This is a genomic window from Ensifer soli, from assembly GCF_041928815.1.
Taxonomy (GTDB): Bacteria; Pseudomonadota; Alphaproteobacteria; order Rhizobiales; family Rhizobiaceae; genus JBHFEI01.
This window is the reverse complement of the sequence record NZ_JBHFEI010000002.1, coordinates 307160-333335: the sequence shown is the minus strand read 5'-3', so window position 1 is coordinate 333335 and position 26176 is coordinate 307160. Positions and strand designations below refer to the sequence as shown.

Annotated in this window: 25 protein-coding genes; 10 read left to right on the top strand and 15 right to left on the bottom strand. The window is 67.3% G+C overall.

Going from position 1 to position 26176, the window contains the following annotated elements; translation table 11 throughout:
- Nucleotides 1-68: 68 nt before the first annotated feature.
- From ACEVQ6_RS04260 to ACEVQ6_RS04250, 3 genes are all read right to left on the bottom strand, one after another.
- The gene (locus ACEVQ6_RS04260; protein ID WP_374887657.1) at nucleotides 69-293 is read right to left on the bottom strand and encodes an aa3-type cytochrome c oxidase subunit IV; all 225 of its coding nucleotides are present in this window, start codon (nucleotides 291-293) and stop codon (nucleotides 69-71) included.
- A gap of 173 nt (nucleotides 294-466) precedes the next feature.
- Nucleotides 467-1261, bottom strand: coding sequence for an N-acyl amino acid synthase FeeM domain-containing protein (locus tag ACEVQ6_RS04255; protein ID WP_374887656.1), 795 nt, complete (start codon nucleotides 1259-1261; stop codon nucleotides 467-469).
- Between the two features lie 191 nt (nucleotides 1262-1452).
- Complete coding sequence (locus ACEVQ6_RS04250; protein WP_374887655.1) at nucleotides 1453-3762, bottom strand: putative bifunctional diguanylate cyclase/phosphodiesterase; 2310 nt, start codon at nucleotides 3760-3762, stop codon at nucleotides 1453-1455.
- Nucleotides 3763-4203: 441 nt separating this feature from the next.
- Between ACEVQ6_RS04250 and ACEVQ6_RS04245 the strand changes: the two genes are divergently transcribed.
- Nucleotides 4204-4956: a gamma-glutamyl-gamma-aminobutyrate hydrolase family protein gene (locus ACEVQ6_RS04245; RefSeq protein ID WP_374887654.1), complete on the top strand. Its 753-nt coding sequence runs from the start codon at nucleotides 4204-4206 to the stop codon at nucleotides 4954-4956.
- A 9-nt stretch (nucleotides 4957-4965) separates the two neighbouring features.
- Here ACEVQ6_RS04245 and ACEVQ6_RS04240 read toward each other — a convergent pair whose 3' ends face one another.
- The 3 genes from ACEVQ6_RS04240 to ACEVQ6_RS04230 all read right to left on the bottom strand — a co-directional run bounded on the left by ACEVQ6_RS04240 (nucleotide 4966) and on the right by ACEVQ6_RS04230 (nucleotide 7665).
- Nucleotides 4966-5940, bottom strand: coding sequence for a 2-hydroxyacid dehydrogenase (locus tag ACEVQ6_RS04240; protein ID WP_374887653.1), 975 nt, complete (start codon nucleotides 5938-5940; stop codon nucleotides 4966-4968).
- 50 nt (nucleotides 5941-5990) lie between these two features.
- Nucleotides 5991-7013, bottom strand: a complete 1023-nt coding sequence (locus ACEVQ6_RS04235; RefSeq protein WP_374887652.1) for a LacI family DNA-binding transcriptional regulator — start codon at nucleotides 7011-7013, stop codon at nucleotides 5991-5993.
- A 97-nt stretch (nucleotides 7014-7110) separates the two neighbouring features.
- Nucleotides 7111-7665, bottom strand: a complete 555-nt coding sequence (locus tag ACEVQ6_RS04230; RefSeq protein ID WP_374887651.1) for a MarR family winged helix-turn-helix transcriptional regulator — start codon at nucleotides 7663-7665, stop codon at nucleotides 7111-7113.
- Nucleotides 7666-7761: 96 nt separating this feature from the next.
- Here ACEVQ6_RS04230 and ACEVQ6_RS04225 point away from each other — a divergent pair, with 96 nt between their 5' ends.
- From ACEVQ6_RS04225 to ACEVQ6_RS04210, 4 genes are read left to right on the top strand one after another with little or no spacing between them, the layout of a single operon-like run.
- Nucleotides 7762-8598, top strand: coding sequence for a creatininase family protein (locus ACEVQ6_RS04225; RefSeq protein WP_374887650.1), 837 nt, complete (start codon nucleotides 7762-7764; stop codon nucleotides 8596-8598).
- Nucleotides 8599-8622: 24 nt separating this feature from the next.
- Complete coding sequence (locus ACEVQ6_RS04220; protein WP_374887649.1) at nucleotides 8623-9735, top strand: CobW family GTP-binding protein; 1113 nt, start codon at nucleotides 8623-8625, stop codon at nucleotides 9733-9735.
- A gap of 3 nt (nucleotides 9736-9738) precedes the next feature.
- Nucleotides 9739-10086: an Imm45 family immunity protein gene (gene imm45, locus ACEVQ6_RS04215; RefSeq protein WP_374887648.1), complete on the top strand. Its 348-nt coding sequence runs from the start codon at nucleotides 9739-9741 to the stop codon at nucleotides 10084-10086.
- A 1-nt stretch (nucleotide 10087) separates the two neighbouring features.
- A complete protein-coding gene (locus ACEVQ6_RS04210; RefSeq protein WP_374887647.1) occupies nucleotides 10088-11077 on the top strand; it encodes a WD40 repeat domain-containing protein in 990 nt (329 codons plus the stop codon).
- A 4-nt stretch (nucleotides 11078-11081) separates the two neighbouring features.
- On the opposite strand, the gene ACEVQ6_RS04205 is transcribed toward ACEVQ6_RS04210, so the two are convergent.
- From ACEVQ6_RS04205 to odc2, 3 genes are all read right to left on the bottom strand, one after another.
- Nucleotides 11082-12119, bottom strand: coding sequence for a serine hydrolase domain-containing protein (locus ACEVQ6_RS04205; RefSeq protein ID WP_374887646.1), 1038 nt, complete (start codon nucleotides 12117-12119; stop codon nucleotides 11082-11084).
- Nucleotides 12120-12216: 97 nt separating this feature from the next.
- Nucleotides 12217-12807, bottom strand: coding sequence for a GNAT family N-acetyltransferase (locus tag ACEVQ6_RS04200; RefSeq protein WP_374887645.1), 591 nt, complete (start codon nucleotides 12805-12807; stop codon nucleotides 12217-12219).
- Nucleotides 12808-12938: 131 nt separating this feature from the next.
- On the bottom strand, nucleotides 12939-14072 hold the full coding sequence (gene odc2 / locus ACEVQ6_RS04195) for an ornithine/lysine decarboxylase (RefSeq protein ID WP_374887644.1): 1134 nt from the start codon (nucleotides 14070-14072) through the stop codon (nucleotides 12939-12941).
- A 540-nt stretch (nucleotides 14073-14612) separates the two neighbouring features.
- Here odc2 and ACEVQ6_RS04190 point away from each other — a divergent pair.
- From ACEVQ6_RS04190 to ACEVQ6_RS04180, 3 genes are all read left to right on the top strand, one after another.
- Nucleotides 14613-15521: a LysR family transcriptional regulator gene (locus tag ACEVQ6_RS04190; RefSeq protein WP_374887643.1), complete on the top strand. Its 909-nt coding sequence runs from the start codon at nucleotides 14613-14615 to the stop codon at nucleotides 15519-15521.
- Between the two features lie 89 nt (nucleotides 15522-15610).
- Nucleotides 15611-16252 (top strand): DUF1007 family protein, encoded by a 642-nt coding sequence (locus ACEVQ6_RS04185; RefSeq protein WP_374887642.1) that lies wholly within the window; start codon nucleotides 15611-15613, stop codon nucleotides 16250-16252.
- Nucleotides 16246-17289, top strand: a complete 1044-nt coding sequence (locus tag ACEVQ6_RS04180; protein WP_374887641.1) for a nickel/cobalt transporter — start codon at nucleotides 16246-16248, stop codon at nucleotides 17287-17289. Before ACEVQ6_RS04185 ends, ACEVQ6_RS04180 begins: the two co-directional genes overlap by 7 nt.
- Nucleotides 17290-17480: 191 nt before the next feature.
- On the opposite strand, the gene ACEVQ6_RS04175 is transcribed toward ACEVQ6_RS04180, so the two are convergent.
- The 3 genes from ACEVQ6_RS04175 to ACEVQ6_RS04165 all read right to left on the bottom strand — a co-directional run bounded on the left by ACEVQ6_RS04175 (nucleotide 17481) and on the right by ACEVQ6_RS04165 (nucleotide 19377).
- On the bottom strand, nucleotides 17481-17696 hold the full coding sequence (locus ACEVQ6_RS04175) for a hypothetical protein (RefSeq protein ID WP_374887640.1): 216 nt from the start codon (nucleotides 17694-17696) through the stop codon (nucleotides 17481-17483).
- A 223-nt stretch (nucleotides 17697-17919) separates the two neighbouring features.
- The gene (locus ACEVQ6_RS04170) at nucleotides 17920-18624 is read right to left on the bottom strand and encodes a tellurite resistance TerB family protein (RefSeq protein WP_374887639.1); all 705 of its coding nucleotides are present in this window, start codon (nucleotides 18622-18624) and stop codon (nucleotides 17920-17922) included.
- A 114-nt stretch (nucleotides 18625-18738) separates the two neighbouring features.
- The gene (locus ACEVQ6_RS04165) at nucleotides 18739-19377 is read right to left on the bottom strand and encodes a 2-dehydro-3-deoxy-phosphogluconate aldolase (protein WP_374887638.1); all 639 of its coding nucleotides are present in this window, start codon (nucleotides 19375-19377) and stop codon (nucleotides 18739-18741) included.
- A 213-nt stretch (nucleotides 19378-19590) separates the two neighbouring features.
- On the opposite strand from ACEVQ6_RS04165, the gene ACEVQ6_RS04160 reads away from it, so the two are divergent.
- A complete protein-coding gene (locus ACEVQ6_RS04160; RefSeq protein WP_374887637.1) occupies nucleotides 19591-20058 on the top strand; it encodes a CYTH domain-containing protein in 468 nt (155 codons plus the stop codon).
- A 55-nt stretch (nucleotides 20059-20113) separates the two neighbouring features.
- Nucleotides 20114-21052: an oxygen-dependent tRNA uridine(34) hydroxylase TrhO gene (trhO, locus tag ACEVQ6_RS04155; protein WP_374887636.1), complete on the top strand. Its 939-nt coding sequence runs from the start codon at nucleotides 20114-20116 to the stop codon at nucleotides 21050-21052.
- 18 nt (nucleotides 21053-21070) lie between these two features.
- On the opposite strand, the gene ACEVQ6_RS04150 is transcribed toward trhO, so the two are convergent.
- From ACEVQ6_RS04150 to ACEVQ6_RS04140, 3 genes are all read right to left on the bottom strand, one after another.
- Nucleotides 21071-23272: a putative bifunctional diguanylate cyclase/phosphodiesterase gene (locus ACEVQ6_RS04150; protein WP_374887635.1), complete on the bottom strand. Its 2202-nt coding sequence runs from the start codon at nucleotides 23270-23272 to the stop codon at nucleotides 21071-21073.
- A gap of 141 nt (nucleotides 23273-23413) precedes the next feature.
- Nucleotides 23414-24790 carry a GH1 family beta-glucosidase gene (locus ACEVQ6_RS04145; protein ID WP_374887634.1) on the bottom strand — a complete coding sequence of 459 codons (1377 nt, stop codon included), beginning with the start codon at nucleotides 24788-24790 and terminating at the stop codon, nucleotides 23414-23416.
- A gap of 123 nt (nucleotides 24791-24913) precedes the next feature.
- The gene (locus ACEVQ6_RS04140) at nucleotides 24914-26098 is read right to left on the bottom strand and encodes a Gfo/Idh/MocA family protein (RefSeq protein WP_374887633.1); all 1185 of its coding nucleotides are present in this window, start codon (nucleotides 26096-26098) and stop codon (nucleotides 24914-24916) included.
- Nucleotides 26099-26176 lie beyond the last annotated feature (78 nt).

Here is a 26176-nt window from a genome sequence, read left to right as displayed (position 1 = left end):
TGGCGCAGGGACCACAGATCCGTCACGAGTGACTGTCGCGCGTCCGTGCCGGACGCGCGGTCCCGTCGTCAGCGCAGCAGAATGGCGCCGGCGACGTTCAGGATGACGAAAAGCAGGATCGAGGCGAGCGCGCCGATGCCGGTGAAGAAATAGGCGGCCATCGCCAGCAAGAGCGCGACACAGAAGATCGTTCCGTATTTCGCGCCGGCGAGGAACAGGGTGTAGGTCTTCTCATGCTCGGCATAATCCATCGGCGCGCCCATCTCAACCGGTCCAGAATGATGCTCAGCCATGATCGTCCTCTCTCAGCCATGCTCTAGCGTGGCGGCACCCGCTTCGGTGCCGCGCCTGCCCTCGTGAAGGAATTACACAATGCGGCGGTGCCGCGCAACGGAAACCGTCAGGGCCGGGCGGCAAGGTTGACGCAGCCCGCGGCCGAGACGACCGGGCTGCGGCGAACGGCCGGTCAGGGGCGCACGCCGCCGCGCGGCAGGCGCGCATCCACCCGTGCCGCCGGAGCAAGGCGCATCTGCGCGCCATGGGCGCGCCGGGCCGTCGGGCGGACGGTCAGCGGCGTGAACGGAAGTTCTTTCGGGCCGCCGAACATCAGGCGGCGCTCGTAGGGCTCCGAATCGAAGAAGGGAAAGCGGCGGTAGAGCCAGGACCGGATGTCGCGCACGCGCGCGGCGAGCAGCGTCAGGTCGATCTTGTAGCTGCCGCAATTCTTCTGCGGCGTGACGATCGTATCGGCGTCGAAGACGCGCTTGTAGAAGGCGGCGTGCTGCGGCTTGACCAGCGACAGGCAGCGGTCGACATCGAAATGCTCCGACGCCATCGTCGCGACGCGCAGCGTCAGATAGGGGATCGCCGGCATGTCGCGCAGCACTTCGGGATCGGCCGCAAGCCGCACCGGATCGATCAGCGACATGCCGGCGTCGAGAAAGGCGTCGATCTCGCGGCCGAAAACCGAGGCCGAGGAACTGACGCGATGCTCGGGCGTGACATGATGCACCCGCACGGTGCTGATCAGCCGCTCGTCGTAGTAGATGCCGAAGACATAGGCATGGCTGTCGAAATCGACCTCGTCGATCAGCATCGAACCCTTGAGCGGCAGGATATCCGCCATCTGGTAGGCCTTGAAACGGATGCGCGCGACATCCTCCATGTCCTCGCTCGTCTCGACCCTGCGGTATTCGACGTGATCCAGAATTTCGAGAAGGCGTTCGGAAAAAGGATTCGGACGATCGGCATCGCGCTTCATAGCGGCATTCCCATAGATTAACTCAAAATTAACCTAAGGAAGCGACGTCTTATTTTAAAGTTTTAGTCGATTTTCAGTCGATTAAACCTTTTGTTAAGGTTAACAATATATGAATAAACATGGTTAACGATAACATTACGCACAGGAAATAGGCAGCCGGCCGAACATTCGGGCAGGACGGAGCGGAGCGATCAGAGAGCGGCGCCGGCGAGGCGCACGGGCTGGGCGGCGCGGCGTGCCGTCGTCGCGGAACGTGCCGCGATCATCGACGCCGACATCGGCGCGGCGAAGACATAGCCCTGAACGAGATCGGCACAGTTGTGACGGTTGATCAGGTCGAGCTGGTCAGCGGTCTCGACGCCCTCGATCACGATCTTCAGGCCGAGTTCGCGCGAGAGATTCACCGTGCCGCGCAGGAGGCTGAAGCGGCGCGCATCCTCGCCGATATTGCGCACAAAGGCGCGGTCGATCTTGATCACGTCGAGCGGCAGCTGGTCGAGATAGCTGAGGCTGGAATAGCCGGTGCCGAAATCGTCGATGGCGATGGTGATACCGCGGGCGCGCAATTCCTGGAGGATCACCTGCACCTTGGCCGCATCTTCCATCAGGCAGCTTTCGGTCACCTCGAGATGCAGGCGCGAGGGGTGCATCCCGGTCTCGGTGAGGATGCCGGCCACCATCGCGGCAAAGCCGGTGTTGCGCAGGTCGAGCACGGAGAGATTGACCGAGACATGGATATGCTCCGGCCAGTCGAGGGCATCGCGGCAGGCCTGGCGGATCATGAAACGGGTGATGTCCGAGACGATGCCGAGCTCTTCCGCCAGGCGGATGAAGACATCCGGCGCGACGGGCCCGCGCTCCGGATGGACCCAGCGCGACAGCGCCTCGCAGCATTCGATCCGCGCCCCGTCCGGCGTGAACATCGGCTGGTAGGCGACCGACAGCTGCCCCTCCTGCACCGCATGGCGCAGCTCCGCCTTCAGTTTCTGGCGATCGAGATAGTCGGCGTCCATGCGCGCCTCGAAGGCGGTGCAGCCACCCTTGGCGCGGCTCTTCGTCTCGAAGAGGGCGAGATCGGCCTTGATCTGCTGGTCCTCGAGCCGGAACTGGGCGCTCGAGGAGATCACGTAGCCGGCGCTCAGCGCCACGTCGAAGGTGAAGCCGCCGGCGGCATAGCTGCCGCGAAGCTGCGCATGCAGGGCGCGCATGCGCTGCTCCAGATCGCGGCGATTGCCCTCGTTCGGGAAGAAGAGAACGAATTCGTCGCCCATCAGCCGCGCGGCGATCGCCTTGCCGGCGGAAAGCGCGCGGATGCGCGCGGCGACCTCGGCGATCAGGCTGTCACCGACCACATGGCCGCGCATGTCGTTGACATGCTTGAACTCGACGATGTCGAGCACCATGAAGCCGACCTGCCCGTCCTTGCGCCGCTCCAGGAGCGCGCCTTGCACGAGCTCGGTGAAATAGTCGCGGTTGGGCAGGCCCGTCAGCGTGTCGAAGCGCACCATCTGCAGAATCTTGCGTTCCGCCTGGATGCGCGCCGTCACGTCCTCGAAGATCAGCACGATGCCGCCCCCCTCCCGCCGGCTGGCGGAGAATTCGAGGAAGAGGTCGTCCGACATCGGCACCAGCGCGCGCGACTGCTGCCCGCGGATCAGCAGGTCGAGCTGCCGCAGCACGTTCGAGGCCTGCTCGTGCTCGAGGAAGCTGTGCCGCACGCCGTAGCGCAGCACGACGTCGAGATGGCTGTCCTTCCAGCGCGCCTCGTCGCCGAGATTGAGCAACTCGCAGGCCTTGCGGTTGGCGACGAGGATGCGGTTGTCCTCGTCGAGCAGGAAAAGCCCGTGCGTCATCGTGTTGAGCGCGGTGTCGAACCGGCCGGCGATGGTGGAGATCTCGCGCGCGGCGAGCACGTTCTTGTAGAGGAACTCGCGCACGCCCGTCGCCATGGTGCCGATGGTGATGATGTAGGGCACCATCAGGAGCGCGAGCAGCGCCATGTAGACATCGAAGAGCGCGAGAAGGCCGATCACGATCGGGCCGCAGGCCGTGTAGGTGAGGAGCTGGACCGCGCTCGGGGATCCGTAGTTGCGCCCGACCACCGAGACCATCGTGCCGAGCGTCACCGAGATGCAGGCAAGCTCGGCGAAGGCGTCGCGGCTGACAAGGATGCTGTAGCCGCAGGCGGCGCCGAGCGTGAAGGTGACCATCGCCGCGCCGAAATTGTAGTGCATCTCCCAGCGATGAATGGCGGCCGGCCCGAGGCCCGCGTGATCGACGGCATCGAAGCGGTGCATGCCGAAAGCGCGGAAGACCCAGATGACGAATACGGCGGCGGCGGCGAACAGGTAGAACACGTCGGACGTCTTCGAGAAGACGAGCAGCATCGTCACGACATGGGAGACCATGCCGATCACGAGTGTCTGGCGATGCTGAAACAGAGAGCTGACGAACGACAGATAGACATCCGTCGGCAGCGCTCTCCTGTCATAAGGCGTCATGAGCTCTCCGCTCCGGTTTCCCGGATTGTTATCGGCGATGATTTAACGAAGGATGTCAGGCATATCCTCCAAGAATCACGCAGCCGCCGCGGGAGAACGCCAGAAAAACCGGACAATTGAGCAAGATTCAACCGACAGACGGCCAATCTAGCACGAAGCGAGGCACCGCTGCAACCAAAGGGTTATTTGGCCGGCGCCTCGCGGGGACCCAAAAAGCGTCGGCATCATCATCAAACCGGCAGCATAGTTATCGCCGGCTTAAGAGGAGCGTGAGAAATTTCAAAGGTTTGCGCGGTGGCCGGCGGGACGCTGCCGCGCCGCTTGCGCAGGCGACCAACGGAGGCGCCGCTCCGTGCCCGACACGGATGGTTGACTTCCCCGCACCTCCCGACGCATTGACAGGATGCGGCCGAGGACGGCCGCCTTGCCGGAGCCCGCACCATGCCGAAACCGATCGTCGCCATTCCCGCCGATTTCCGATCCTTCGACGGAAACGTCTGGCACATGGTCGCCCATCAATATGTCCGCGCCGCCGTCGAAGGATCCGGCGTCATGGCGCTGATGGTGCCGGCGCTCGAGACCGGCAACGATATCGACGCCCTTCTCGGCCGGGTGGACGGACTGCTGGTCAGCGGCGCGCGCTCGAACGTCCACCCCTCGCTCTACGGCCGCGAGGCGCGCGAGGAGGATGGCCCCTTCGATCCCGGCCGGGACGCGACCAGCCTGCCGATGATCCGGCGCGCGATCGAGATCGGCCTGCCGCTGCTTGCGATCTGCCGCGGCATCCAGGAACTGAACGTCGCGCTCGGCGGCACGCTTGCGAGCGAGATCCAGGACATGCCGGGGATCTGGGACCACCGGAAGCCCGACGTGCCCGACCTCGACGTCGCCTATGCGATCCGCCAGAAGGTCGCCGTCCGGCAGGGGAGCTGCCTGGCCTCCGTCGTCGGCACCGCCGAGATCGAGGTCAATTCGCTGCATCGCCAGGCGATCTCGGCGGTGGCGCCGCGCCTTGCCGTCGAGGCCGTCGCCGAGGACGGCACCGTCGAAGCGGTCTCGGTGATCGGCGCAAAGAACTTCGCCGTCGGCGTGCAGTGGCATCCCGAATACTGGGCGACGAGCGACGGCCCGTCCGCCGCTCTCTTCACCGCCTTCGGCGACGCCGTGCGGGCCTATGCGGCCACGCGCGGCTGAGGAACGCCTTCAACCGGCGGCTTTGCGCGCAAACGGCGTTTCAGGCACGGGGGTCAGCGCATGGCCCCTGTCGAACCAGGCGACGAGATTGTCGGCGACGAGATCGGCCATCGCCGCGCGCGTCGCGACCGATGCGGAGCCGACATGGGGAAGCAGCGACACGTTCGGCAGCGCGATGAGCGCCTCGGGCACGCGCGGCTCGTCATCGAAGACATCGAGCCCCGCGCCGGCGATCACTCCGCGCGACAGGGCATCGATCAGGGCGGCCTCGTCGACGGTCGACCCGCGGCCGACATTGACAAGGACACCGGTGGCGCCGAGCGCCTCCAGAACCTCCGCATCGACGGAATGGCGCGTCTCGGCCGTGCCGGGCACGATCACGACCAGCGTGTCGACGGAACGGGCGAGCGACAGAAGCGTCGGATGATGGCGCCAGGGAACGCCGGCGCGGACGCTTCGGGTGTGGTATTCGATGCCGACGCCGAAGGCCTCCAGGCGACGGGCGATCGCCATGCCGATGCGCCCGAGACCGTAGAGCCCGACCGTTCGGCCCCGCAGCGTCAGCGGCGAAAGGCGGTAGGGACCCTCCTTCGCCCAGCGCCCGGCCCGCAGCCAGGTCTCCGCCTGCGGCAGTTCCCGCAGCGTGTTGAGGAGCAGCGCGATCGCGGTGTCGGCGACCTCCTCGTTGAGGACGTCGGGCGTGTGGGTGACGACGATGCCGCTCTTCGCCGCATGTCCGGCATCGACCGCGTCGTAGCCGACGCCGAAGCTCGCGACGATTTCCAGCTGCGGAAGCGCCTGCATCAGGCGGGCGGGTGCCGCGCCGTGCACGGCGACGCCGCGGACGGACGCCGCTTCGGCCGGAAGCAGCGCCGGATCGGCGGTAGAGGCCCGGACCGTCGGAAAGCCGGCGGCGGCGAGCCGTTCGCCGACACGGGGGCTGATCGGGCCGAGAAGCAGGATGGGCGGGCGTGCGTCGGTCATTCGGAATCAGTCCTCGAAAAGCGGTGGGGGCTCCCGGCCCGGCGGGCGGGTCAATGGCCGGTGCGCAGCGGTCCTGTCGATTGGCGGATGCGCATCTCCGGCTTGATCAGGTGGATGCCGTCCGGCTCGTGGCTGCCGCTCAGCTTGTCGAGCAGCGCGCGGGCGGCGGAGCGCCCGACCTCGGCCTGCCCGTTCCAGACCGTCGTCAGCGCCGGCGTCGCGATCGAGGCCTCCTCGAGGTCGTCATAGCCGGTGACCGAGACGTCGCGCCCCGGAACCAGCCCGGCCCGCGCGATGCCGTTCATCATGCCGATGGCGACGAGGTCGTTCCAGCAGACGACCGCCGTCGGCTTCTGCGGCAGCGACAGGAGATGGACGGCCGCCTCGAACCCGCCCTGCTTCGAGCGGGGCCCGGGGATGCGCAGCTCCGGGTCCACGTCGATATTGGCCTTGCGCAGCGCATTGACATAGCCCTGGTAGCGGTCGCGGCCGGTCGAGGTCTGGTCCGTCCCGCCGACCATGGCGATGCAGCGATGGCCGAGGCTGATCAGGTGGTTGGTGGCGAGCGAGATGCCGTAGGCGTCGTCGCCGCGGAAGGTCGGCACGTCCATGCCGTCGATCGAGCGCGCGATCAGGATCGCCGGGATGCCGTTGTCCTCGGCGAGCCGGATGTCCTCCGGCGGCGTGCCGATCGCCGGCGACATGATCACGCCGTCGCCGCCGAGCTGCAGCAGCGTCTCGATGAAGGCGCGCTGCTTTTCCACCGAATCGTAATGGTTGGAGAGGATGAAGGTCTGGCGGTCGCGGTCGAGTTCGGCTTCGATCGCTTTCAGGATCTCGCCGTAGAACGGGTTCATGATGTCGTGGACGACGACGCCGATGATGCCGGAGCGCGAGGTGCGCAGGCTGGCGGCGCGGCGGTTGTAGATATAGCCGAGCGCGCGGGCCTGTTCCTTGATCTTGTCGCGGGTGACGGCGGCGACGAGCGGGCTGTCGCGCAGCGCCAGCGAAACGGTGGCCGTCGAGACGCCGAGCGTTTCGGCGATGGTCGAAAGCTTGATCTTCTGCGCCACGTTTCCTCCCGGACGTGCTGGATGTCTTGGCGGCGGAACCGCTCGTTTTAAAATTTCTTTAAATGATTTAAAGCGACGGCGCAATCCCCGTGCGCGCTTAGGCTTCTTCCTCTTCGGAGACGGGTTCAGGCGGCGCCGCGCCCTGGACATGCAGGTTGCCGTCGACGACGCGCAGGAGCTTCAGCAGCGTGCGCACCTGCTTGTCGCTCAGGCCCCGGATCGCCTGCGCTTCCGAGGCCTGAGCCGCAACGGCGATGGCGGCGAGCCGGTCGCGCCCGGCCGCGGTCAGATAGACCTTGGTCAGGCGGGCATCGCCCTCGTCGGCCCGCCGCTCGAGAAAGCCCTGCGCCTCCATCCGGCCGATCGTGCGGGTCATGGTCGGCGCCTTGACGCCGAGGCGGGCGGCAAGGACGCCGGCCGTCAGCCCGTCGGTCTCGGCGAGCGCGGTCATCACCCCGTCCTGGCCGGCATAGAGGCCGCAGGCGACGAGGTTGCGCGACAGTACGGTGCGCATCGAGCGCGCCGCCTGAACCAGCGCCGAGCCGATATCCTGCGGGCCCGCCTCGGGCGCCTGCCCCTGGCCCGCGAGCAGCCGGTCGAGCTTCTTGCCGCCGTCCCTCGCCTTTTTTTCCGCCTTGTTTTTCTTGGGCATGGGCTCCCTCGCGAATTGCCTTTTCCAGGTCGTTTCCTCATCTATGACAGAGATGACAACCATGCGGCAAGCACCCGGGAAAGGCATCCGTCGCCCATGAATTCGTTGAGGGAAGACTGGAGGGAGGCGCTCGCCGCCGTTCCCCGCGAGCGGCGCGGCCGGCTGATCGCCGTCCTGCCGCTCGGCGCCGAGGAGCAGCACGGCCCGCATCTGCCCGCCGACACCGACACGCGGATCGCTTCAGGGGTGGCGCACCGGCTGAAGGCGGCCCTTCCCGCCGAGGTTCCGGCGCTGTTTCTCCCCGTGGAGCCGATCGGCTACTCGGTCGAGCACACGGCCTGGGCAGTGACGAAAAGCCTCTCCTATGCCGAGGCGATCGAGCGCTGGCTCGGCATCGCCGCGGAACTTGCCGCCGAGGGCGTGCGCAAATTCGTCATGCTCAACGCCCATGGCGGCAATGCGCCGCTGATGACGATCGTCGCGACCGAGGCGCGGCTGCGTTTCAAAATGCTGGCGGTGGCGACGAGCTGGACGCGCTTCGGCCAGCCGGACGGCTGGATCGCGCCCGCCGACAAGGCGATCGACATCCATGCCGGCGATATCGAGACCTCGGTGATGCTGGCGCTTGATCCCGACCGGGTCGACAGGACGAAGGCCCGTGCCTTTCCCTCGCGGCAGGCCGAGTTCGCCGCCCGCTTCCGCCATCTGCGCGCCTATGGACCGCATGCCTTCGGCTGGACGATGGGCGACCTCAATCCGGACGGGGCGGCGGGCGATGCGACCCGCGCGACGGCGGAGAAAGGCGAGCGCCTGCTCGCCCATGCGGTGGCGGGCCTCGTCGAGCTCATGCAGGATATCGACGGCTTCGACCCGGCCGTTTTCGACGGAGCCGCCTCGCCCTCTTGGACATCGCCGGCGAAACTCCCTATATAGGCCGAAATTCCAAGGACACCCGCCATGACCGAAGCGACTGAAGCCAAGCCCATCCCCGTCACCGTTCTCACCGGCTATCTCGGCTCGGGAAAGACGACGCTGCTCAACCGGATCCTCTCCGAGAACCACGGCCGCAAATACGCGGTCATCGTCAACGAGTTCGGCGAGATCGGCATCGACAACGACCTCATCGTCGAATCCGACGAGGAGATCTACGAGATGAACAATGGCTGCGTCTGCTGCACGGTGCGCGGCGACCTGATCCGCGTCGTGGAAGGCCTGATGCGCCGTCCCGGCCGCTTCGACGCGATCATCGTCGAGACGACGGGCCTTGCCGATCCGGTGCCGGTCGCCCAGACCTTCTTCATGGACGACGACGTGCGCGCCAAGACCGAGCTCGACGCCGTCGTCGCCCTCGTCGACGCCAAGCACCTGCCGCTGCGCCTCAAGGACAGCCGCGAGGCCGAGGACCAGATCGCCTTCGCCGACGTCGTCCTCCTCAACAAGACCGACCTCGTGACGCCCGAGGAACTGGCGAAGATCGAGGCGACGGTGCGCGTCATCAACCCGACCGCCCGCATCCACAGGACGCTGCGCTCGGAAATCGACCTCACCCGCGTGCTCGACCAGGGCGCCTTCAATCTCGAGCGCGCGCTCGAGAACGATCCGCATTTCCTCGACCGCGACGACCATCACGATCACGACCATGCCTGCGGTCCGGACTGCGGCCACGACCATCACCACCATGGCCATGATCATGATCATGATCATCATCACCACCACGATCATGATCATCACGGCCATGACCACCATCACCACGACGCCCCCTCGCCGATCCATGACGTGACGGTGCAGTCGGTGTCGCTGCGCGGCGCCGAGATGAACCCGGACCGCTTCTTCCCCTGGATCCAGAAGATCACCCAGACCGAGGGGCCGAACATCCTGCGGCTGAAGGGCATCATCGCCTTCAAGGGCGACGACCAGCGCTATGTCGTCCAGGGCGTGCACATGATCATCGAGGGCGACCACCAGCGCCCGTGGAAGGAGAACGAGGCGCGGGAAAGCCGCCTCGTCTTCATCGGCCGCAATCTCGACCGCGAAAGGCTGGAGCGCACCTTCAACGCCTGCCAGGCGTAAGGGATGGCCGCCCTCGGCAGCTGCGACCGGCTCCATGTCGGCGACATCCTGCGGCTGCCGGAGAATTACGACCTCGGGCCGGATAGCGGCCCGGTCGACCTCCTCGTCTATCATCCGCGCGACGACGAGGCCGGCCTCGGCCTGATGGTCGCCTCGGGCTACAAGGCCGGCCTCGTCTATGCCGTTCTGCCGCGCGCCTCCGGTCCCGCCGGCGCGATTTCCACCGCCTGGCTCAAGGAAAACTGGGACAAATGGTTCTGTTATCCCTATGAGGGGGCCATGCGCGTGATACCGATGGAGACTGCCGTGACCTTCGACTGGACCGAACGCGAGATCCGGGAAAAAGCCTGACATGCCGACCGTTGCCCACCTCGATCTTTCCGGCCATGTGGTGCGCGCCGCCTTCCTCGGCGACATTCCCGTCTTCGCCGATGCGGGCGGCCTGATCCACCGCCTCGACCACGGCCACCGGACGAGCGAGGCCCATGACGGGCTTTTGACCGCCGTCCACGATCCCTCGACCGATACGCTGGTGACCGGCGGCGAAGACGGCAAGGTGATGCGGATCGCAGCCGACGGGACAGTGACGCCTCTTGCCGAGGTGCCGCGCAAGTGGATCACGCAGGTCGCCGCCGGGCCGCAAGGCGCGGTCGCCTATTCCTACGGGAAAAGCGCCTTCGTCCGCCAGAAGGACGGAAAGACCGCGGAGTTCGGCGAGGAGCGCACGATCGAGGGCCTCGCCTTCGCGCCGAAGGGGCTGCGCATTGCCTGCGCCCGCTACAACGGCGTGTCGCTGCACTGGGTCGCGACCAGCGGCAAGCCGCAGGTTCTGGAATGGAAGGGCGCCCATACCGGCGTGACGTTTTCGCCCGACAACCGCTTCCTCGTCACCACCATGCAGGAAAACGCCATGCATGGCTGGAAGCTCGACGGCAAGCCGGGCGACGAGATGCGCCACATGCGCATGACCGGCTATCCCGCCAAGGTCAAATCCTTCTCCTGGTCGCACAAGGGCAAGTGGCTCGCCTCCTCCGGCGCGCCGGCGGCGATCGTCTGGCCCTTCTCGGCCAAGGACGGGCCGATGGGCAAGGCGCCGCTCGAACTCGGCACCCGTGCCGACATCATGGTCACCGAAGTCTGCTGCCATCCGGTCGAGGACGTCGTCGCCATAGGCTACCAGGACGGCATGGTGCTCGCCGCCCGCTTCGGCGACGCCAAGGAGGTGCTGCTGCGCCGGCCCGGCAAGGGCGCGATCAGCGCGCTCGCCTGGAGCCGCGACGGCCGTCGCCTTGCCTTCGCCAGTGCCGCCGGCGACTGCGGCGTGGTGGACATCGCCGGCTGAGGGCTCAGCCGGCAGCCACCCTGCCGATGATCTGCGCCAGAAGGCCGTGCAGGTCGTCGCGGTAACCGGTGCGGGCCGACGGCGCGCTCTCGTCCGAGGTCATGACGACGGTGAGCTTCAGCGACGGCACGACATAGAGCATCTGTCCGCCGAAACCCCAGCCGAAATGCACGGTCTCGCCGCCGATCCGGCGCTGGAACCAGCCGTAGCCATAGCCGTCGCCGGAAAAGCGGGACTGGGTGCGGGTCTCCCAGGAGCGGGCGATCCAGTCTTCCGGCACGACCTGCACGCCCGCGGCGGTGCGCCCGCCATTGCGGTAGAGCTCGCCGAAGGCCAGAAGCGAGCGGGCCGTCATCGCCATCTGGTTTCCGCCGAGATGGATCCCCTGCGGGTCGCGATCCCAGGCGGCGATCGCAAACCCCTCGACGGGGCCAAGCCAGTCGCGGGCAAGCGACAAGGTCGACCGGCCGCCGACCTTCGTCAGGATCGCCGAGAGAAGGTGGGTGGAGGCGGTGGAATAGAGCATGCGGCCGCCGGGATCGTCGACGAAGGGTGCTGCGAGTGCCGCGCGGACCCAGTTGCGGCTCGACACCCAGTGGCCGTAGTTCTGGCCCGACATGCGGTCGAGGCCGGCCTGCATCGACAGGAGATGGCCGATGGTGATCGCCTCGATGCGCGGATCGCTGTCCTTCGGCAGGTCGCCGGCAAGGATCGGAGCGATCGTCTGGTCGACGCCGGTGAGGAGCCCCCGGTCGATGGCGATGCCGACCAGGGCCGACATGATGGATTTCGACGCCGACTTGATGTTGGTCGGCGCCGAAAGACGATGGCCATGATAGGCGCGCTCGACGACGACGGCGCCGTCGCGGGCGACGACCACCGCCTTCAAGGCCGGCAGGGCGTCCGCCCGCGCGAGGACGTCGCCCAAGGAAGAGGCAATGCCGGGCGTCGACACGGCAGCACCGCTATCGATCGCATGTGCCGTCGTGGCGATGAGCGGAACGGCGAGGCCGAGAAGAAGTGGAAGGACGCATGGTTTCATTTGGCCAGAATGACGCGAAATCCGGCCGGACGAAGACGTTTCCGGACAATAATCCCCGCCTTCACGCGCTGTTGAAGGCGGGTGATCGGAAACGCCGTCAGGCGGCCCGCCTCATCGGCGCGCGCGCGAGCTTGCGGCCGCTGGCGACGAGAAGGCCGGCAGCCCCTTCGAGCCAGCCGTCCTTCAGTTCGAGGCCGAGGAAACGATGGCGCTCGAACGGGCCGGGCATGACGAGATGCTGCGCCTTGTCGGCGAAGAAACCGAAACGCTCGTAATAGGGCGCGTCGCCGACGAGCAGGATCGCGCCATGGTCGCGCGTCTTGGCTTCCGCGATCGCCGCCCGCATCAGCGCGGCGCCGATCCCCTTGCCCTCATGGGCGGAATCGACGGCGAGCGGCCCGAGCAGCAGCGCCGGCACGGGCTCGCCGGCGGGCGAGATCCCCGCCTCGACGTTCCAGAGCCGCACCGTGCCGATGACATGGCCGGAGGAATCGCGGGCGACGAGCGCCAGCCCCTCGGCCGGCACGCGGTTGCGGCGCAGCGCCTCGGACGACTTGCGCCGGCGGTTCGGCCCCATGGCGCGGTCGAGCAGGGTTTCGCGCGCGACGACGTCGCCGGGGTTTTCGACAGCGATGGTGAAGGCGTCCTGGGCAAACAGGGCGCGCACAGAATCAAGAACAGCGGCCATCTCGGCCTCCCGTACCCAAAACCGTTATCAGCGGCGGTGATCGATGACTGTGAGGTCGGCCTCTCCGGCAGCATGCCGGAGACGGCCTTTCATCCCTGGCCTTGGAGCGGCGTGACGCCGCCCCGCCGCCGTCAGATGACGTAGGACTTCAGCGGCTCGAAGCCGTTGAAGGCGACGGCCGAATAGGTCGTCGTGTAGGCGCCGGTGCCCTCGATGAACACCTCGTCGCCGATGACAAGCGAGATCGGCAGCGGATACATGTTCTTCTCGTAGAGCACGTCGGCCGAATCGCAGGTCGGGCCGGCGAGCACGCAGGGCTCCATCTCGTCCTGATCGCGCGCGGTGCGGATCGGGTAGCGGATCGCCTCGTCCATCGTCTCGGCGAGACCGCCGAACTTGCCGATGTCGAGGAAGACCCAGCGATGGTTGTCGTTGTCGGACTTCTTCGAGACGAGAACGACCTCCGCCTTGATCACGCCGGCATTGCCGACCATGCCGCGGCCGGGCTCGATGATGGTCTCCGGGATCTGGTTGCCGAAGTGCTTGCGCAGCGCCCCGAAGATCGCCTTGCCATAGGCTTCGGCGGACGGAACGTCGCGCAGGTACTTGGTCGGGAAACCGCCGCCCATGTTGACCATCTTCAGCTCGATGCCCTGCTTGGCAAGCTGGACGAAGACGCGCTTGGCGTCGGCGAGCGCCGAATCCCAGGCATCGACCTTGGTCATCTGCGAACCGACATGGAACGAGACGCCATAGGACGTCAGACCCAGCTGGTGCGCGTAGACGAGCACGTCGACCGCCATCTGCGGCACGCAGCCGAACTTGCGCGACAGCGGCCATTCGGCGCCCTCGCCGTCGGTCAGCACGCGGCAGAAGACGCGGGCGCCGGGCGCGGCGCGGGCGATCTTTTCCACTTCCTCGTGGCTGTCGACGGCAAAGAGCGAGACGCCGAGCGCATGGGCGCGGGCGACGTCGCGCTCCTTCTTGATCGTGTTGCCGAAGGAAATGCGGGCGGCGGTAGCACCGGCGTCGAGCGCCATCTCGATTTCGGCGACGGACGCGCAATCGAAGTTGGAGCCCATGCCGGCGAGCAGGCGCAGGATCTCCGGCGCCGGATTGGCCTTCACGGCATAATAGATGGCGCTGTCCGGCAGCGCATGGCGGAATGCCTTGAAGTTGCCGGCGACGATGTCGAGGTCGACGACGAGGCAGGGGCCTTCCGGACGGCGGGTGTTGATGAAGTCGATGATGCGTGCAGAGGTCATAACCCTGATCCCTTTCAATCCAGAATGCTCCACGCGGGTGGAGGACAAACCGCATGCACATGCATCCTCTGGACCCAGCCGGTGGAGACCCCGGAGCCAGAGATGCGCATGATGCGCGAACGTTGGATCAAAGCCAGCCGAGGCTCTGATCCGGTTTGTCTGCCTTGGATTGGGAGGGAAAACCCGACCGCACGTCCGGCAATGAAGGTGTGCCTCTTCAGTAGCTCCGGCTGTTGGAAAGCCGGAAGACACCAGAAAGGCCCGCACCGTCGTTGCTTCAAGATGTCCTCGCTCATCCCGGTTGGCCGGAAGAACGACTGGAGGGGTTAATTCCAGGTACCTTACCGATACCCTCACCTTAGGGAATATCCCAGTTCGAGGGTCGGCGGACACCCACAGGCACGTGCGACTTTGGGCTGAGCGGGAGATAAGAAATATCCCTGTCGCAATCAAGAGATTTTTCGCGGCCGCTTGCATTTTTTACCCGGCCGTAAACAATCCGCTTCGTTCAGTCCAAGTGAACAATGAGGGGACTGCCGGATGGACACATTGACGCGCATGCGCGCCTTTATCGACGTCGTCGATGCGGAAGGGTTTTCAGCGGCGGCGCGCCGGATCGGGCGCTCCAAGGCGCTGCTGTCGAAATATGTGCGGGAACTCGAGGACGAACTCGGCGCCCTCCTCCTGAACCGCACCACCCGGCAGTTCTCGCTGACGGAGGCCGGCCACACCTATTACCGGACGGCGTCGGAAATCCTGAAGGAGATCGACAATCTCGCCGATCTCGTGCGCGCCAACAATTCCGACCTCAAGGGAAGGCTGAAGATCACCGCGCCGCGCACCTTCGTCGATGCCGACATCGGCCAGTCTCTGGTCGATTTCGGCCGGCAGCATCCCGAACTGTCGCTGGAGATCGTCTCCGACGACCGCTTCGTCGACCTGGTCGAGGAGGGTTTCGACATGGCGATCCGGATCACCAAGCTCGAGGATTCGACGATGATCGCCCGCAAGCTCAGCGATTTCTCGATCAAGATCTGCGCCGCGCCCGACTTCATCGAGAAGGCCGGACCAATCACCCATCCGACCGACCTGTCGAACCTGCCCTGCATCATCGACACCAACGGCCGCAACCATTCGAACTGGCGTTTCGTCAGCGCCGAGGGCGAGAGCTTCACCGTGCCGGTCGGCGGCCAGTTCGAGGTCAACAGCCCGCTCTCGGCGGTGCGCGCCGCCGAAAGCGGGCTCGGCGTCGCCAGCCTGCCGGAATTCGTCGCACGGCCGAAAATCGCCGCCGGCACGCTCGTTTCCCTCTTCGACGACTTCCAGCCGACCGACCGCGGCATCTACGCGATCTATCCGCACCGGCGCTACCTGCCGGCCAAGGTGCGGACGCTTGTCGATTTCCTGCATGCCTGGTTCCGCCGCAACGCCCAGGCTCAGGCGGGATGAGCCGCTCCGGCGAACCTTCATCCTGCCCCAATTCCGCACCAGTCCAGTGCGATCACCGACGCCGAACCGCCTCCAGGGACATTGCCCGCATGACCAGACGCTTCCTTCTCTCCCTCGCGATCGGCCTCGCGGCGCCCCGGATCGCCGCCGCCCATCCGCACATCTTCGCAGAAGCCCGGCTCGAGGTCGTTTCCGGCGACGACGGCGCGGTCTCCGAACTGCGCAACGTCTGGCGCTTCGACGACATGTTCTCCGCCTCGGTCGTGCTGGAATTCGACAAGAACGCCAATGCGACGCTCGACCCGGACGAACTGGCCGAGGTCGGCCACACGGTGCTGGAATCGCTGGCGGAGTACAATTACTACACGACGATCTCAGAAAACGGCAAATCCATCAAGGTGGCGAAGCCGGACCAGATCGTCGTCGACTACAAGGACGGGCAGTTGCTGATGATGTTCAGCGTGAAGCCGGCCGAGCCGATGCCGCTCAAAGGCAAGCTCAGCTTCGGCGTCTACGATCCGACCCTCTACACCGCAGTCGACTTCCCGACCGACGACGACCTCGCCGTCAGCGGCGCGACGATCGCCGCCTGTACCCGCCACGTCGTCCGCCCCGATCCGGACGAGGTGATCGCCGAGAACCAGGCCTCCCTCACCGACGCCTTCTTCAACGACCCGACCGGGACCGACATGTCGAAGCTCTTCGCCACGCGGATGGAACTGTCATGCTGAACCGCGCGTCGCTGCAAAGGCTGGGGCTGGTGCTCGCGCTCTCCTTCGTCGTCGGCGCAGGCATCGCCCATGCGCAGTCGCCGCTCGGCATCGGCGCGGCCGAACCGTCGATCAGCGGCGGCGGCCCCTTCGCCGGCTTCTTCGCCTGGGTGAACGCCGAGCAGCAGGGCTTCTACCGGGCACTGACCGGGGCGCTGCGCGCCATGCGCGAGAGCCCCTGGAACGTCTGGCCGCTGATCGGGCTCTCCTTCGCCTATGGCGTCTTCCATGCCGCCGGCCCCGGCCACGGCAAGGCGGTGATCTCGTCCTACATGATCGCCAACGAGGTGGAACTGAGGCGCGGCATCCTCCTCTCCTTCCTGTCGGCGCTGATGCAGGGCGCGGTCGCGATCCTGCTGATCGGGGCGACCTTCCTGGTGCTGCGCGGCTCCTCGATCTCGATGACCGACGCGACGCGGGCGCTGGAGATCGCAAGCTACGCCCTGATCGCCGCCTTCGGTTTCTGGCTGCTCCTGCGCAAGACGCGGGCCATGCGGGCGGCACCGGCCGCGACCGGCTTCGCCGCCCTTCCGGCGACGGGCGTCGAGGCACGCCTGGAACACGCGCAGGCGCCCCTCGTCCGCCATTTCCACCACGGTCACAGCCATGCGCCGGGCGAGGTCTGCGCCAGCTGCGGCCACGCCCACGCGCCGGATCCGGCGCTGCTCAAGGGAGAACGCTTCGCCCTCAGCGACGCCTGGTCGGCGATCGTCGCGGTCGGCCTGCGCCCCTGCTCGGGCGCCCTGATCGTGCTGAGCTTCGCCCTGCTCAACGGTCTCTATGCCGGCGGCCTGCTCTCGGTCTTCGCCATGTCGATCGGCACGGCGATCACCGTTTCTGTGCTGGCAACGCTCGCGGTGACGGCCAAGGGAGCGGCGCTGCGCTATGCCGCAACGGGCGCCGCTGCGCAGCGCGTCTCGAACGCCATCGAGATCGGCGGCGCGCTGATGGTCCTGCTCCTCGGCCTGATCCTCTTCACCGCCGCGCTGCAGTCGTAGCACGCGCGGCCCGCGCAGAGGGTCCGTCAGGCTCACTCCGAACCGGACGGCCTTCTACTGTTTTTCCGTCGTATGTCTTTTCGGGACCACCGGGTCCCCTCTCTCGCTGACGGAACTCCGCGGCACGTCCTGTCGCTTTGTTTTGCCGCATCGTCCGACGCCGAAGCGATCAAGCTTCGGCCGGAGACGCTCTAGGAGCCGCGCCGGCGCTGGTAGCGCGCGCGCAGCCAGAAGACGGCGAAGAAGGCAAGCACGCAGGCCGCACCCGCCGCGGCGCCGAGAAAGGGCGAGACCTCCGCGACCGAGAGCACCAGCGACGGCAGGAAGAAGAAGGCAAGGCCGAACATAAGCAGGATCACGGCCGCAGCGAAAGCCGGCGAACGGGGCGGCGAAGGGGTATCGGACATGCGCGCTCCTCGGCGACGATGCTGCAACCACCGGCCATCAGCCGTTGGCGGCCCGCCGTGAGCGGCGGATAATGGAAAGACCCCGGCATGCCCCCCGCCCGCACCGGGGCGGGCGGCGTGCCGGCAACGGCCGAAGCGGCCGTTGCCGTCTCCATAGACCATGCGGCGCGCCTCTGCAGCGCTTTTTCGCCGCACGCGCCGTCAAAGGGGCGTCACGAGGACCTCAGGCCGGAACCTTCGCGGCCGAGACCGTCGCCTCGATATGGTCGACCAGCGCATCGGCAAGCCCAAGGCGACCGGCGAGCAGGTCGAGATAACCGCGCTCGGCCCGGCTCTTCGGCTCGATCGCGAGCCGCGAGGCGGTGTAGAGCTCGACACGCTGCTCCTCGGTCCGCGCCGCCGCGACGATCGCGTCGAGGTCGATCGGGCTCGACAGTTCGTCGTTGAGAAACGCCGTGGCATCGCTCGAAAGGCCGGAAACCGTCAGCCGGTCGATGATGCGCGAACGCTCGGCATCGTCGATATGGCCGTCGGCCCGCGCCGCCGAGATCATCGCCCGCACGAGGATGAGGGCGAAATCGCTGCTGACCCGGTCGGTCGCAAAGCCCGAATCGGCGGGCGGCGGCAGCAGTTCGGGGGTCGAGAGCACCGCGTCCTGGCTGGCGGCCGGCGCCTGCCCCGCCTGGTAGTTCTTGTAGGCCGTGTAGCCGAGGCCGGCGATCGCGGCGAGGCCGCCGAGCTTCAGCGCGGCGCCGGCGACCTCGCGCCCCGTGCCCGTGCCGAAGAGCACGGCGGCGAGCGCGCCCGCCTTCAGCGGGTTGTCCTTGGCAAGCTGCACCGCCTGGCCGGCGCGATCCCTGAGGCTGCCGCCGGCGACCGGCATGTCGGACCCGAGAAACTGGTCCAGCAACTTCTTAGCGTCGAACATGCGGCGTCACTCCCTTTTTGGCGCGTTGTCGTCAGGGAGATAGGAAGCGGCATCGGAAAATACAAATGCCGCTTGCCTCGTCGTCGCGGTCGCCGACCCAGGCGACGAGCGGCGTCAGCCGCGCAGCGCGGCGGCTTCGGCGGCGAGCCGGGTGATCTCGCCCCAGTCGCCCGCCTCAACAAGCGCCTTCGGCGCCACCCAGGACCCGCCGACGCAGACGACGTTCGGCAGCGACAGATAGTCGCGCGCATTGGCCAGAGAAATACCGCCGGTCGGGCAGAAGAGCGTGCCGGCGAGCGGCGAGGAGAGCGCCTTGAGGAAAGGCGCGCCGCCGGCCTGCTCGGCGGGGAAGAACTTCAGCACCTCGTAGCCTTCCTCGCGCAGGCCCATCACCTCGCTCGCCGTCGAGGCGCCCGGCAGGAAGGGCACGTCGCTCTCGTCGGCGATATCGAGAAGATCGCCGGTCGCGCCGGGGCTGACGATGAAGCGGGCGCCCGCTTCCACCGCCTCGTCGAACTGGGCGGCACTCAGGATCGTCCCGGCACCGGCGACGGCACCCTCAACCTCGCTGGCGACCGCGCGGATCGCATCGAGCGCGGCCGGGGTGCGCAGCGTGATCTCGATCGCCTTCAGACCGCCCGCCACCAGAGCGCGCGCCAGCGGCACCGCCGTCGCCGCATCCTCGACGATCAGGACCGGCACGACCGGCTGCAGCCTCAGAATGGAAAGAAGCGCTTCGGAATTCTCGCCCATATCGTCTCATCCTCTCGTTCAAACGATTTAAATGTTGCCTTCGATACGCCGCCGGCGCCCGCTTGTCGAGGGCGTCCGTCGGGGACGTCGCCGGAAATCGCCGACCGGGGCCGCGCTTGCTCCGCAACGCCCGGCCGCGAAGACATGGCTTGCATGGCCGGTCCCATCCTGTAGTCTCGCCACCGCGACGGCACTATGACGCGAGGACGGTTATTGGCCAAGGAGATCGAACGCAAGTTCAGGGTCGCATCCGATCTCTGGCGCGCGGCCTGCGACGGCGGACGGAAATTCCGCCAGGGTTACGTCCTGGCGATGGACGACCGCTCGGTGCGCGTCCGCATCGTCGACGGCGGCGCGGCGCAACTGACGGTCAAGATCGGCAAATACGGCCTGGTGCGCGAGGAGTTCGAATACGACCTGCCCGTGGCCGATGCCGAGGAGATGCTTTCGACCGCGATCGGCATCGTCATCGAGAAGACGCGCTACCGCATCGCCTTCGGCGACCACGTCTGGGAGGTGGATGTCTACGAAGGCGCGCTCGAAGGTCTGACGGTGGCGGAGGTCGAGCTGCGCAGCGAGGCCGACCGGCCCGAACGGCCGGCCTGGCTCGGCGCCGAACTGACCGGCGATCGCCGCTATTCCAACCAGACGCTCGCCCTTCACGGCCTTCCGCCCGACTGAGGCGGGAGCGGACGCGCGATTGCCTGCCGGGCACGAAAGCGATATGGGAGCGGCCATGACCGACATCAGAGCCGAGGCGCCGGACGGAAACAGCTTCCGTGTCGCGGCGCTCTATCATTTCACCCGCCTGCCGCGCTTCGAAGACCTGCGCGCGCCGCTGCAGGCCGTCTGCGACGCGGGCGGCGTGCGCGGAACGCTGCTTCTCGCCCATGAGGGCATCAATGGCACGATCGCCGGAACCGATGCTGCGATCGACGCGGTTCTCGCCTTCCTCCGGGCGCAGCCGGAATTCGCCGGGCTCGAGCACAAGGAGAGCCGCGCGGGCACCATGCCATTCCTCAGGATGAAGGTGCGGCTGAAGAAGGAGATCGTCACCATGGGTGTCGAGACCGTCGATCCCCTGCGGGCCGTCGGCACCTATGTCGAGGCGCGCGACTGGAACGCGCTGATCGCCAATCCCGACACGATCGTCATCGACACCCGCAACGCATACGAGACCGCGATCGGCATGTTCCGTGGCGCGCTCGACCCGAAGACCCGCACCTTCCGCGACTTTCCGGACTGGGTGCGGTCGAACCCGGGCCTAGGCGACCGGCCGAAGATCGCCATGTACTGCACCGGCGGCATCCGCTGCGAGAAGGCGACCGCCTTCATGAAGGAGCAGGGTTTCGACGAGGTCTACCACCTGAAGGGCGGCATCCTCAAATATCTGGAGGAGGTGCCGGAGGAGGAGAGCCTGTGGCAGGGCGCCTGCTTCGTCTTCGACGAGCGGGTCTCCGTCGTCCATGGGCTCAAGGAGGGCGACCATCGCCTCTGCCATGCCTGCCGGCAGCCGCTGACGGCCGAGGACACCGCGTCTCCCCTGCACGAGGAGGGGGTCGCCTGCGTCCATTGCCACGGCAGCCGCAGCGAGGAGGACCGGGAGCGCTATCGCGAGCGAAAGCGCCAGATCGCCCATGCGCAAAAGGCCGGACGGCGCCATCTCGGCGGCTGAACGGGCGCGTCGACGGGGTCAGGAGACCAGCCGCCGCTCGCTCCTCTCCTGCTCCGCAAGCAGCGCCGCCAGGCGCTCGACATCGAGCGGCCTGGAAAAGAGATAGCCCTGCAGCTGGTTGCAACCGGCCTGGGTGACGGCCTTTGCCTGCTCCTCCGTCTCGATGCCCTCGGCCGTCACCGGGATGCCGAGCGAGGCGGCAAGCGCCAGCGTCGCGCGCAACAGGCTGCGCGCCCGCGGCAGCGCGTCGAGCGAGGCGGCAAGCGAGCGGTCGAGCTTCAGCCGGTCGAAGCGGAACTGGCGGAGATAGCCGATGCTGGAGAAGCCGGCGCCGAAGTCGTCGAGGGCGATCTTGACGCCGATGGCGGCCAGCGCCTCGAACACCAGGCGCGCCCGCTCGGGATTGCCGATCATGTAGCCTTCCGTCACCTCGAGCGTCACCCTTTCGGGCGCCACGCCGCTTTCTGCGAGCGCGCGCGCGATCGTTTCGGCGAAATGGGGATTGCGCAGCTGAGCGGGCGACATGTTGATGGAAAGCCCGAGCAGCGGGAAGCGCTGGCCGAGCGCCAGCGCATCGTGCAGCACCAGGTCGCCGAGCCGGTCGACGAGGCCGGCGGCCTCGGCGACCGGAACGAAGACATCGGGCGAGACGGGGCCGAGCGACGCCGAGGTCCAGCGCAGCAGCGCCTCGACGCCGACGATGCGCCGGCTGCGGGCGTCGACCAGCGGCTGGTAGACCGCGTAGCATTCGCCGCCGTCGAGCCCCTGGCGCAGCGCCGTCTCCATCGTCCTGCGGGCGATGAGGTCGGCATCCATCTCCGCGACGTAGGCGATCGCCCGGCCCTTGCCCTCGCCCTTGGCGCGGTACATGGCGATGTCGGCGCGGCGCAGCAATTCCTCAGCCTCGACGGCGCCGGCCGGCGATTCGGCGAGGCCGACGCTCGCCCCGACATGGACGACATGCTCGCCGAGCGTGAAGGGCTCCGCGAAGAACTCGATGATCATCGCCGGAAGTTCGGGCGGACGCGCGCCCCCCGCCCCCGCGCTCGCGGCGATCGCGAATTCGTCGCCGCCGAGCCGGGCGAGCACCGCCGTCGGGGGCACGAGGTGGGTCAGTCCCGCAGAAACGCTGCGGATCAGCCGGTCGCCGGTCGCGTGGCCGTAGATGTCGTTGACCTCCTTGAAGCCGTCCATGTCGAGGTAGAAGAGATGGACGCGCTCGCCGCTGCGCCGCGCCGCCAGGATCATCCTCTCGAGTTCGAGGAAGAGCGAGGTGCGGTTCTTAAGCCCGCTCAGCCGGTCCGTCATCGCCAGATGGCGCGCCGCCCGCTCGTCCTCGCCGAGCTTGTCGACCACCCGCGCGCCGGCGATGATCAGCAGGAAGGTGAAGGTGCCGGCAACGGCGATGACGGAAAGGACATAGGGGCGGACCTGGCGGTAGCTGAGATCTCCGGGGCGCAGCGCCGTCCAGGAGAGATAGGCGATCGGCGCGTTTTCGTGACCGACGACCGGCGCGGATGTCATCTCCGGCAGCGGCGACGCGGCCAGCATCAGTCCGCCGACGCCATAGGTTTCGGACATCTGCCGTACCCAGGCGGCATCGAGATGGCGGATGAACACCAGGTAGCGCAGGCCGGCGGCGGTCGGCGCCTGCTCCGCCGCGGTCGCCGGCAGCACCGGGGCGACACCGGCGACGGCGACCCCGAAACGGGTGCGCACGAAGCGCGCGGCCAGCGCATTGACGGCCGCCCCCTTGGCGGCCACCCTGGCGAAGAGAGGGGGAAAATCCTCGGGCATCAGCGCCGTGGGAGAAAGGGCGAAGGGTTCGCCGGCGCGGTAGGCGAGCAGCGGCCGTGCGCCGGCGTCGACCAGATAGGCGGTGTCGAAGAGGCCGGACGACATATCCTCGAAGCCGTAATTCTCGATCGTCCAGGCATCCCGCTGCGGCCCGTAGACGGCGCGGGCGGCATCGTCCCAGATCGAATAGTCGCGGATCGTCGTCGCCATCTGCTGGCGCGCGCTCGTAAGCGCGCCGCTCACCGTCTGGCGCGACCGCTCCGCCTCCAATTCGTCGCTGCGGCTGGCGATCGTCTGCAGGGAGACGAGGATCACGCTCGTCATGCCGAGGACGACGAGCGCGAAGGCGGAGAGCAGCAGGAAGACGGCCGTCTGCCGCTTCAGCCGCGTGATCCCCGGTATGGACAGTCGCGCCATCGCCATGGTGAACTCCGACAAGGGCCGGAGCATGCCATGCAAATCATGCCAAAGTGTTTACGCCGGCAGCCTGCGGGCGCAAACCGCGGCGACACACGACAGGGTGGCGTGACCCTCGGCACGCTCGGGCGTCGCCGCCGTCGGTTGTCAGGCGCCGGCGGCGTGGTTGCCCTTCGGGAAAAGGCGCGCGAGCTCGCTGTACCAAAGCCCGCTCTTCTTGATCGTGCGCACCTGCGTCTCGTAGTCGACATGGACGATGCCGAAGCGCATGCGGTAGCCCTCGGCCCATTCGAAATTGTCCATCAGGCTCCAGGCGAAATAGCCGCGCATTGGATAGCCTTCGGCGATCAGGTCCGCCGTCACGGAGAGATGGGCGGCGATATAGTCGAGGCGCGGCTGGTCGTCGACGACGCCGTTCTCGACACCCATGTTGTAGCAGGCGCCGTTCTCGGTGATGTAGCACTCGGGCAGCGCATAGGTGGCGTTGAGTTTGCGGATCAGGTCGCCGAGGGCGGGGGCGTGGATCTCCCAGCCGATGTCGGTCTCCTCCTCGACGAAGCGCGGCGCATCGACGGTGGCGGGAAACTCCGCCGTCTCCGACGTATCGGCCGCGACATGCATCGGGGTGTAATAGTTGACACCCCACCAGTCGAGCGGCTGGCGGATCGTCTCCATGTCGCCGGGCTCGATCGCCGGCATGCGATGGCCGAGCGCGGAGAGGAATCGCTCGGGATAGGCGCCGTTGAAGATCGGGCCGAAGAAGGCGCCATTGTGGAAATCGAAGGCGCGCTCGGCGGCGGCGCGGTCCGCCTCCGTGTCGCTGCCGGCATAGATCTGCATCGGGTTGAAGACGATGCCGGCGGCAAGGCCGGGGCGCGAGGCCCGGATCGCCGAGATGCCGAGGCCGTGGGCGAGAAGCGTCGTGTGCAGCGCGTGAAGCGCCGCGTCCATGCTGCGCTCGCCGGGCGCATGCACGCCCATCAGGTGGCTGAGCCAGACGGAGCACCAGGGCTCGTTGAAGGTCGCCACCGCGTCGAGACGGTCGCCGAGCCGGTCGATGACGGTGCGGGTGTAGCGCTGGTAGGCATAGGCGGTCGCGCGTGCGGTCCAGCCGCCGTCGCCCATCAGCGCCAGCGGCAGGTCCCAGTGGTAGAGCGTGGCGAAGGCCTTGATGTTGCGCCGCTTCAGGCCGTCGACCAGGCGGTCGTAGAAGTCGAGCCCCTTCTCGTTCACCGGCCCGGTGCCCTCCGGGACGATGCGCGGCCAGGCGATGGAGAAACGGTAGCCACCGACGCCGAGCGAGGCGATCAGGTCGAGATCCGCGTCGAGACGGTTGTAGTGGTCGCAGGCGACGTCGCCGTTGTGGCGGCCGTAGACGCGGCCGGGCATGTTGGAGAAGGCATCCCAGATCGAAGGCTTGCGCCCGTCCGCCTTCGATGCCCCCTCGATCTGGAAGGCCGCCGTCGCGACGCCGAACAGGAAATCGCCGGGCAGGCGATCGGCAAGCGTGTTCATCTCGGTCATGGCATTCTCCTTCAGGGGCGGTGCCACCGACATCCGCCCGTCTTCGTCTTGCATGGAAATGTGACGGGCGATGCGCGCCCTCCGCAAACGGCGTGACGCCGCCCGCCCGCCGGGTGTCCGCCCTCAGACCTTGGTCCAGGCCCCGTTCTTCTTCGACGAGCGGACGCAGGCATCGACGAAGACCATACCCTTCAGCCCGTCATCGACGGTCGGATAGACGATGGCCGGATCGGGCGCCTCGCCTTTGCGCCGTGCGTGGATCGCCCGGGCCGCTTCGCTGTAGATATTGGCGAAGCCTTCGAGATAGCCTTCCGGATGCCCGGAGGGGACGCGCGTCACGCGCGCGGCCGCCGCCCCCGCCCCGGCGCCACCCCGGGTGATCAGCCGCTTCGGCTCGCCAAGCGGCGTGAACCAGAGGTAGTTCGGATCGGCCTGCACCCATTCGAGCCCGCCCTTCGTGCCGTAGACCCTCACTTTCAGGCCGTTCTCATGACCGGGCGCGACCTGGCTGCACCAGAGCATGCCTTTCGCCCGCACGCCGTCCTTCTCCTTGAAACGCATCAGCACATGGGCATTGTCGTCGAGCGCCCGGCCGGGAACGAAGCTGTCGAGGTCAGCGGCGAGTTCGGCGAGTTCGAGGCCGGAAACGAAGGCGCCGAGATTGTAGGCATGCGTCCCGATGTCGCCGGTGGATCCGCCGGCGCCGGAGCGGGCCGGATCGGTGCGCCAGGCCGCCTGCTTCTGGCCGCTCGCCTCGATGTTCTCCGTCAGCCAGTCCTGCGGATACTCCATCTGCACCAGCCGGATCGCGCCGAGATCGCCGCTCGCGACCATCTCGCGCGCCTGCCGCACCATCGGATAGCCGGTGTAGTTGTGGGTGAGAACGAAGAGCGCCTCGCTCTTCTCGGCAAGTTCCTTCAGCTTCCTCGCATCGGCAAGGGTCGCCGTCAGCGGCTTGTCGCAGATGACATGGATGCCGCGCTTCAGGAATTCCTTCGCCGCCTCGTAGTGGACGTGGTTCGGCGTGACGATGGCGACGGCCTCGATGCCGTCCTTCAGCCGCGCCTCGCGGATCGCCATCTCGCGGAAATCGGCATAGGTGCGGGCCGGATCGAGGCCGAGCTCGCGGCCGGAGGCGGCCGCCTTCTCCGCCGTCGAGGAGAGGGCCCCGGCGACCAGTTCGAAATGATCGTCGAGGCGGGCGGCGATGCGGTGCACGGCGCCGATGAAGGCGCCCGCCCCGCCGCCGACCATGCCGAGCCTGATGCGCCGCTCCCGCGCCGGCGCCGCGCTGCCTTCGATTGCCATCCCTTGGGTCTCCTCGATTCTGGTTGTGCGTGCGAATCCCTCTGCGGCCGGCAGTAGACATTGCCGGCCCGCGCGGAT

Excerpts from the sequence above, each read along its gene's own strand:
- ACEVQ6_RS04260 (WP_374887657.1), bottom strand. The coding sequence starts at position 293 with ATGGCTGAGCATCATTCTGGACCGGTTGAGATGGGCGCGCCGATGGAT.
- ACEVQ6_RS04255 (WP_374887656.1), bottom strand. The coding sequence starts at position 1,261 with ATGAAGCGCGATGCCGATCGTCCGAATCCTTTTTCCGAACGCCTTCTC.
- ACEVQ6_RS04250 (WP_374887655.1), bottom strand. The coding sequence starts at position 3,762 with ATGACGCCTTATGACAGGAGAGCGCTGCCGACGGATGTCTATCTGTCG.
- ACEVQ6_RS04245 (WP_374887654.1), top strand. The coding sequence starts at position 4,204 with ATGCCGAAACCGATCGTCGCCATTCCCGCCGATTTCCGATCCTTCGAC.
- ACEVQ6_RS04240 (WP_374887653.1), bottom strand. The coding sequence starts at position 5,940 with ATGACCGACGCACGCCCGCCCATCCTGCTTCTCGGCCCGATCAGCCCC.
- ACEVQ6_RS04230 (WP_374887651.1), bottom strand. The coding sequence starts at position 7,665 with ATGCCCAAGAAAAACAAGGCGGAAAAAAAGGCGAGGGACGGCGGCAAG.
- ACEVQ6_RS04225 (WP_374887650.1), top strand. The coding sequence starts at position 7,762 with ATGAATTCGTTGAGGGAAGACTGGAGGGAGGCGCTCGCCGCCGTTCCC.
- ACEVQ6_RS04220 (WP_374887649.1), top strand. The coding sequence starts at position 8,623 with ATGACCGAAGCGACTGAAGCCAAGCCCATCCCCGTCACCGTTCTCACC.
- imm45 (WP_374887648.1), top strand. The coding sequence starts at position 9,739 with ATGGCCGCCCTCGGCAGCTGCGACCGGCTCCATGTCGGCGACATCCTG.
- ACEVQ6_RS04210 (WP_374887647.1), top strand. The coding sequence starts at position 10,088 with ATGCCGACCGTTGCCCACCTCGATCTTTCCGGCCATGTGGTGCGCGCC.
- ACEVQ6_RS04205 (WP_374887646.1), bottom strand. The coding sequence starts at position 12,119 with ATGAAACCATGCGTCCTTCCACTTCTTCTCGGCCTCGCCGTTCCGCTC.
- ACEVQ6_RS04200 (WP_374887645.1), bottom strand. The coding sequence starts at position 12,807 with ATGGCCGCTGTTCTTGATTCTGTGCGCGCCCTGTTTGCCCAGGACGCC.
- odc2 (WP_374887644.1), bottom strand. The coding sequence starts at position 14,072 with ATGACCTCTGCACGCATCATCGACTTCATCAACACCCGCCGTCCGGAA.
- ACEVQ6_RS04190 (WP_374887643.1), top strand. The coding sequence starts at position 14,613 with ATGGACACATTGACGCGCATGCGCGCCTTTATCGACGTCGTCGATGCG.
- ACEVQ6_RS04185 (WP_374887642.1), top strand. The coding sequence starts at position 15,611 with ATGACCAGACGCTTCCTTCTCTCCCTCGCGATCGGCCTCGCGGCGCCC.
- ACEVQ6_RS04180 (WP_374887641.1), top strand. The coding sequence starts at position 16,246 with ATGCTGAACCGCGCGTCGCTGCAAAGGCTGGGGCTGGTGCTCGCGCTC.
- ACEVQ6_RS04175 (WP_374887640.1), bottom strand. The coding sequence starts at position 17,696 with ATGTCCGATACCCCTTCGCCGCCCCGTTCGCCGGCTTTCGCTGCGGCC.
- ACEVQ6_RS04170 (WP_374887639.1), bottom strand. The coding sequence starts at position 18,624 with ATGTTCGACGCTAAGAAGTTGCTGGACCAGTTTCTCGGGTCCGACATG.
- ACEVQ6_RS04165 (WP_374887638.1), bottom strand. The coding sequence starts at position 19,377 with ATGGGCGAGAATTCCGAAGCGCTTCTTTCCATTCTGAGGCTGCAGCCG.
- trhO (WP_374887636.1), top strand. The coding sequence starts at position 20,114 with ATGACCGACATCAGAGCCGAGGCGCCGGACGGAAACAGCTTCCGTGTC.
- ACEVQ6_RS04150 (WP_374887635.1), bottom strand. The coding sequence starts at position 23,272 with ATGGCGATGGCGCGACTGTCCATACCGGGGATCACGCGGCTGAAGCGG.
- ACEVQ6_RS04145 (WP_374887634.1), bottom strand. The coding sequence starts at position 24,790 with ATGACCGAGATGAACACGCTTGCCGATCGCCTGCCCGGCGATTTCCTG.
- ACEVQ6_RS04140 (WP_374887633.1), bottom strand. The coding sequence starts at position 26,098 with ATGGCAATCGAAGGCAGCGCGGCGCCGGCGCGGGAGCGGCGCATCAGG.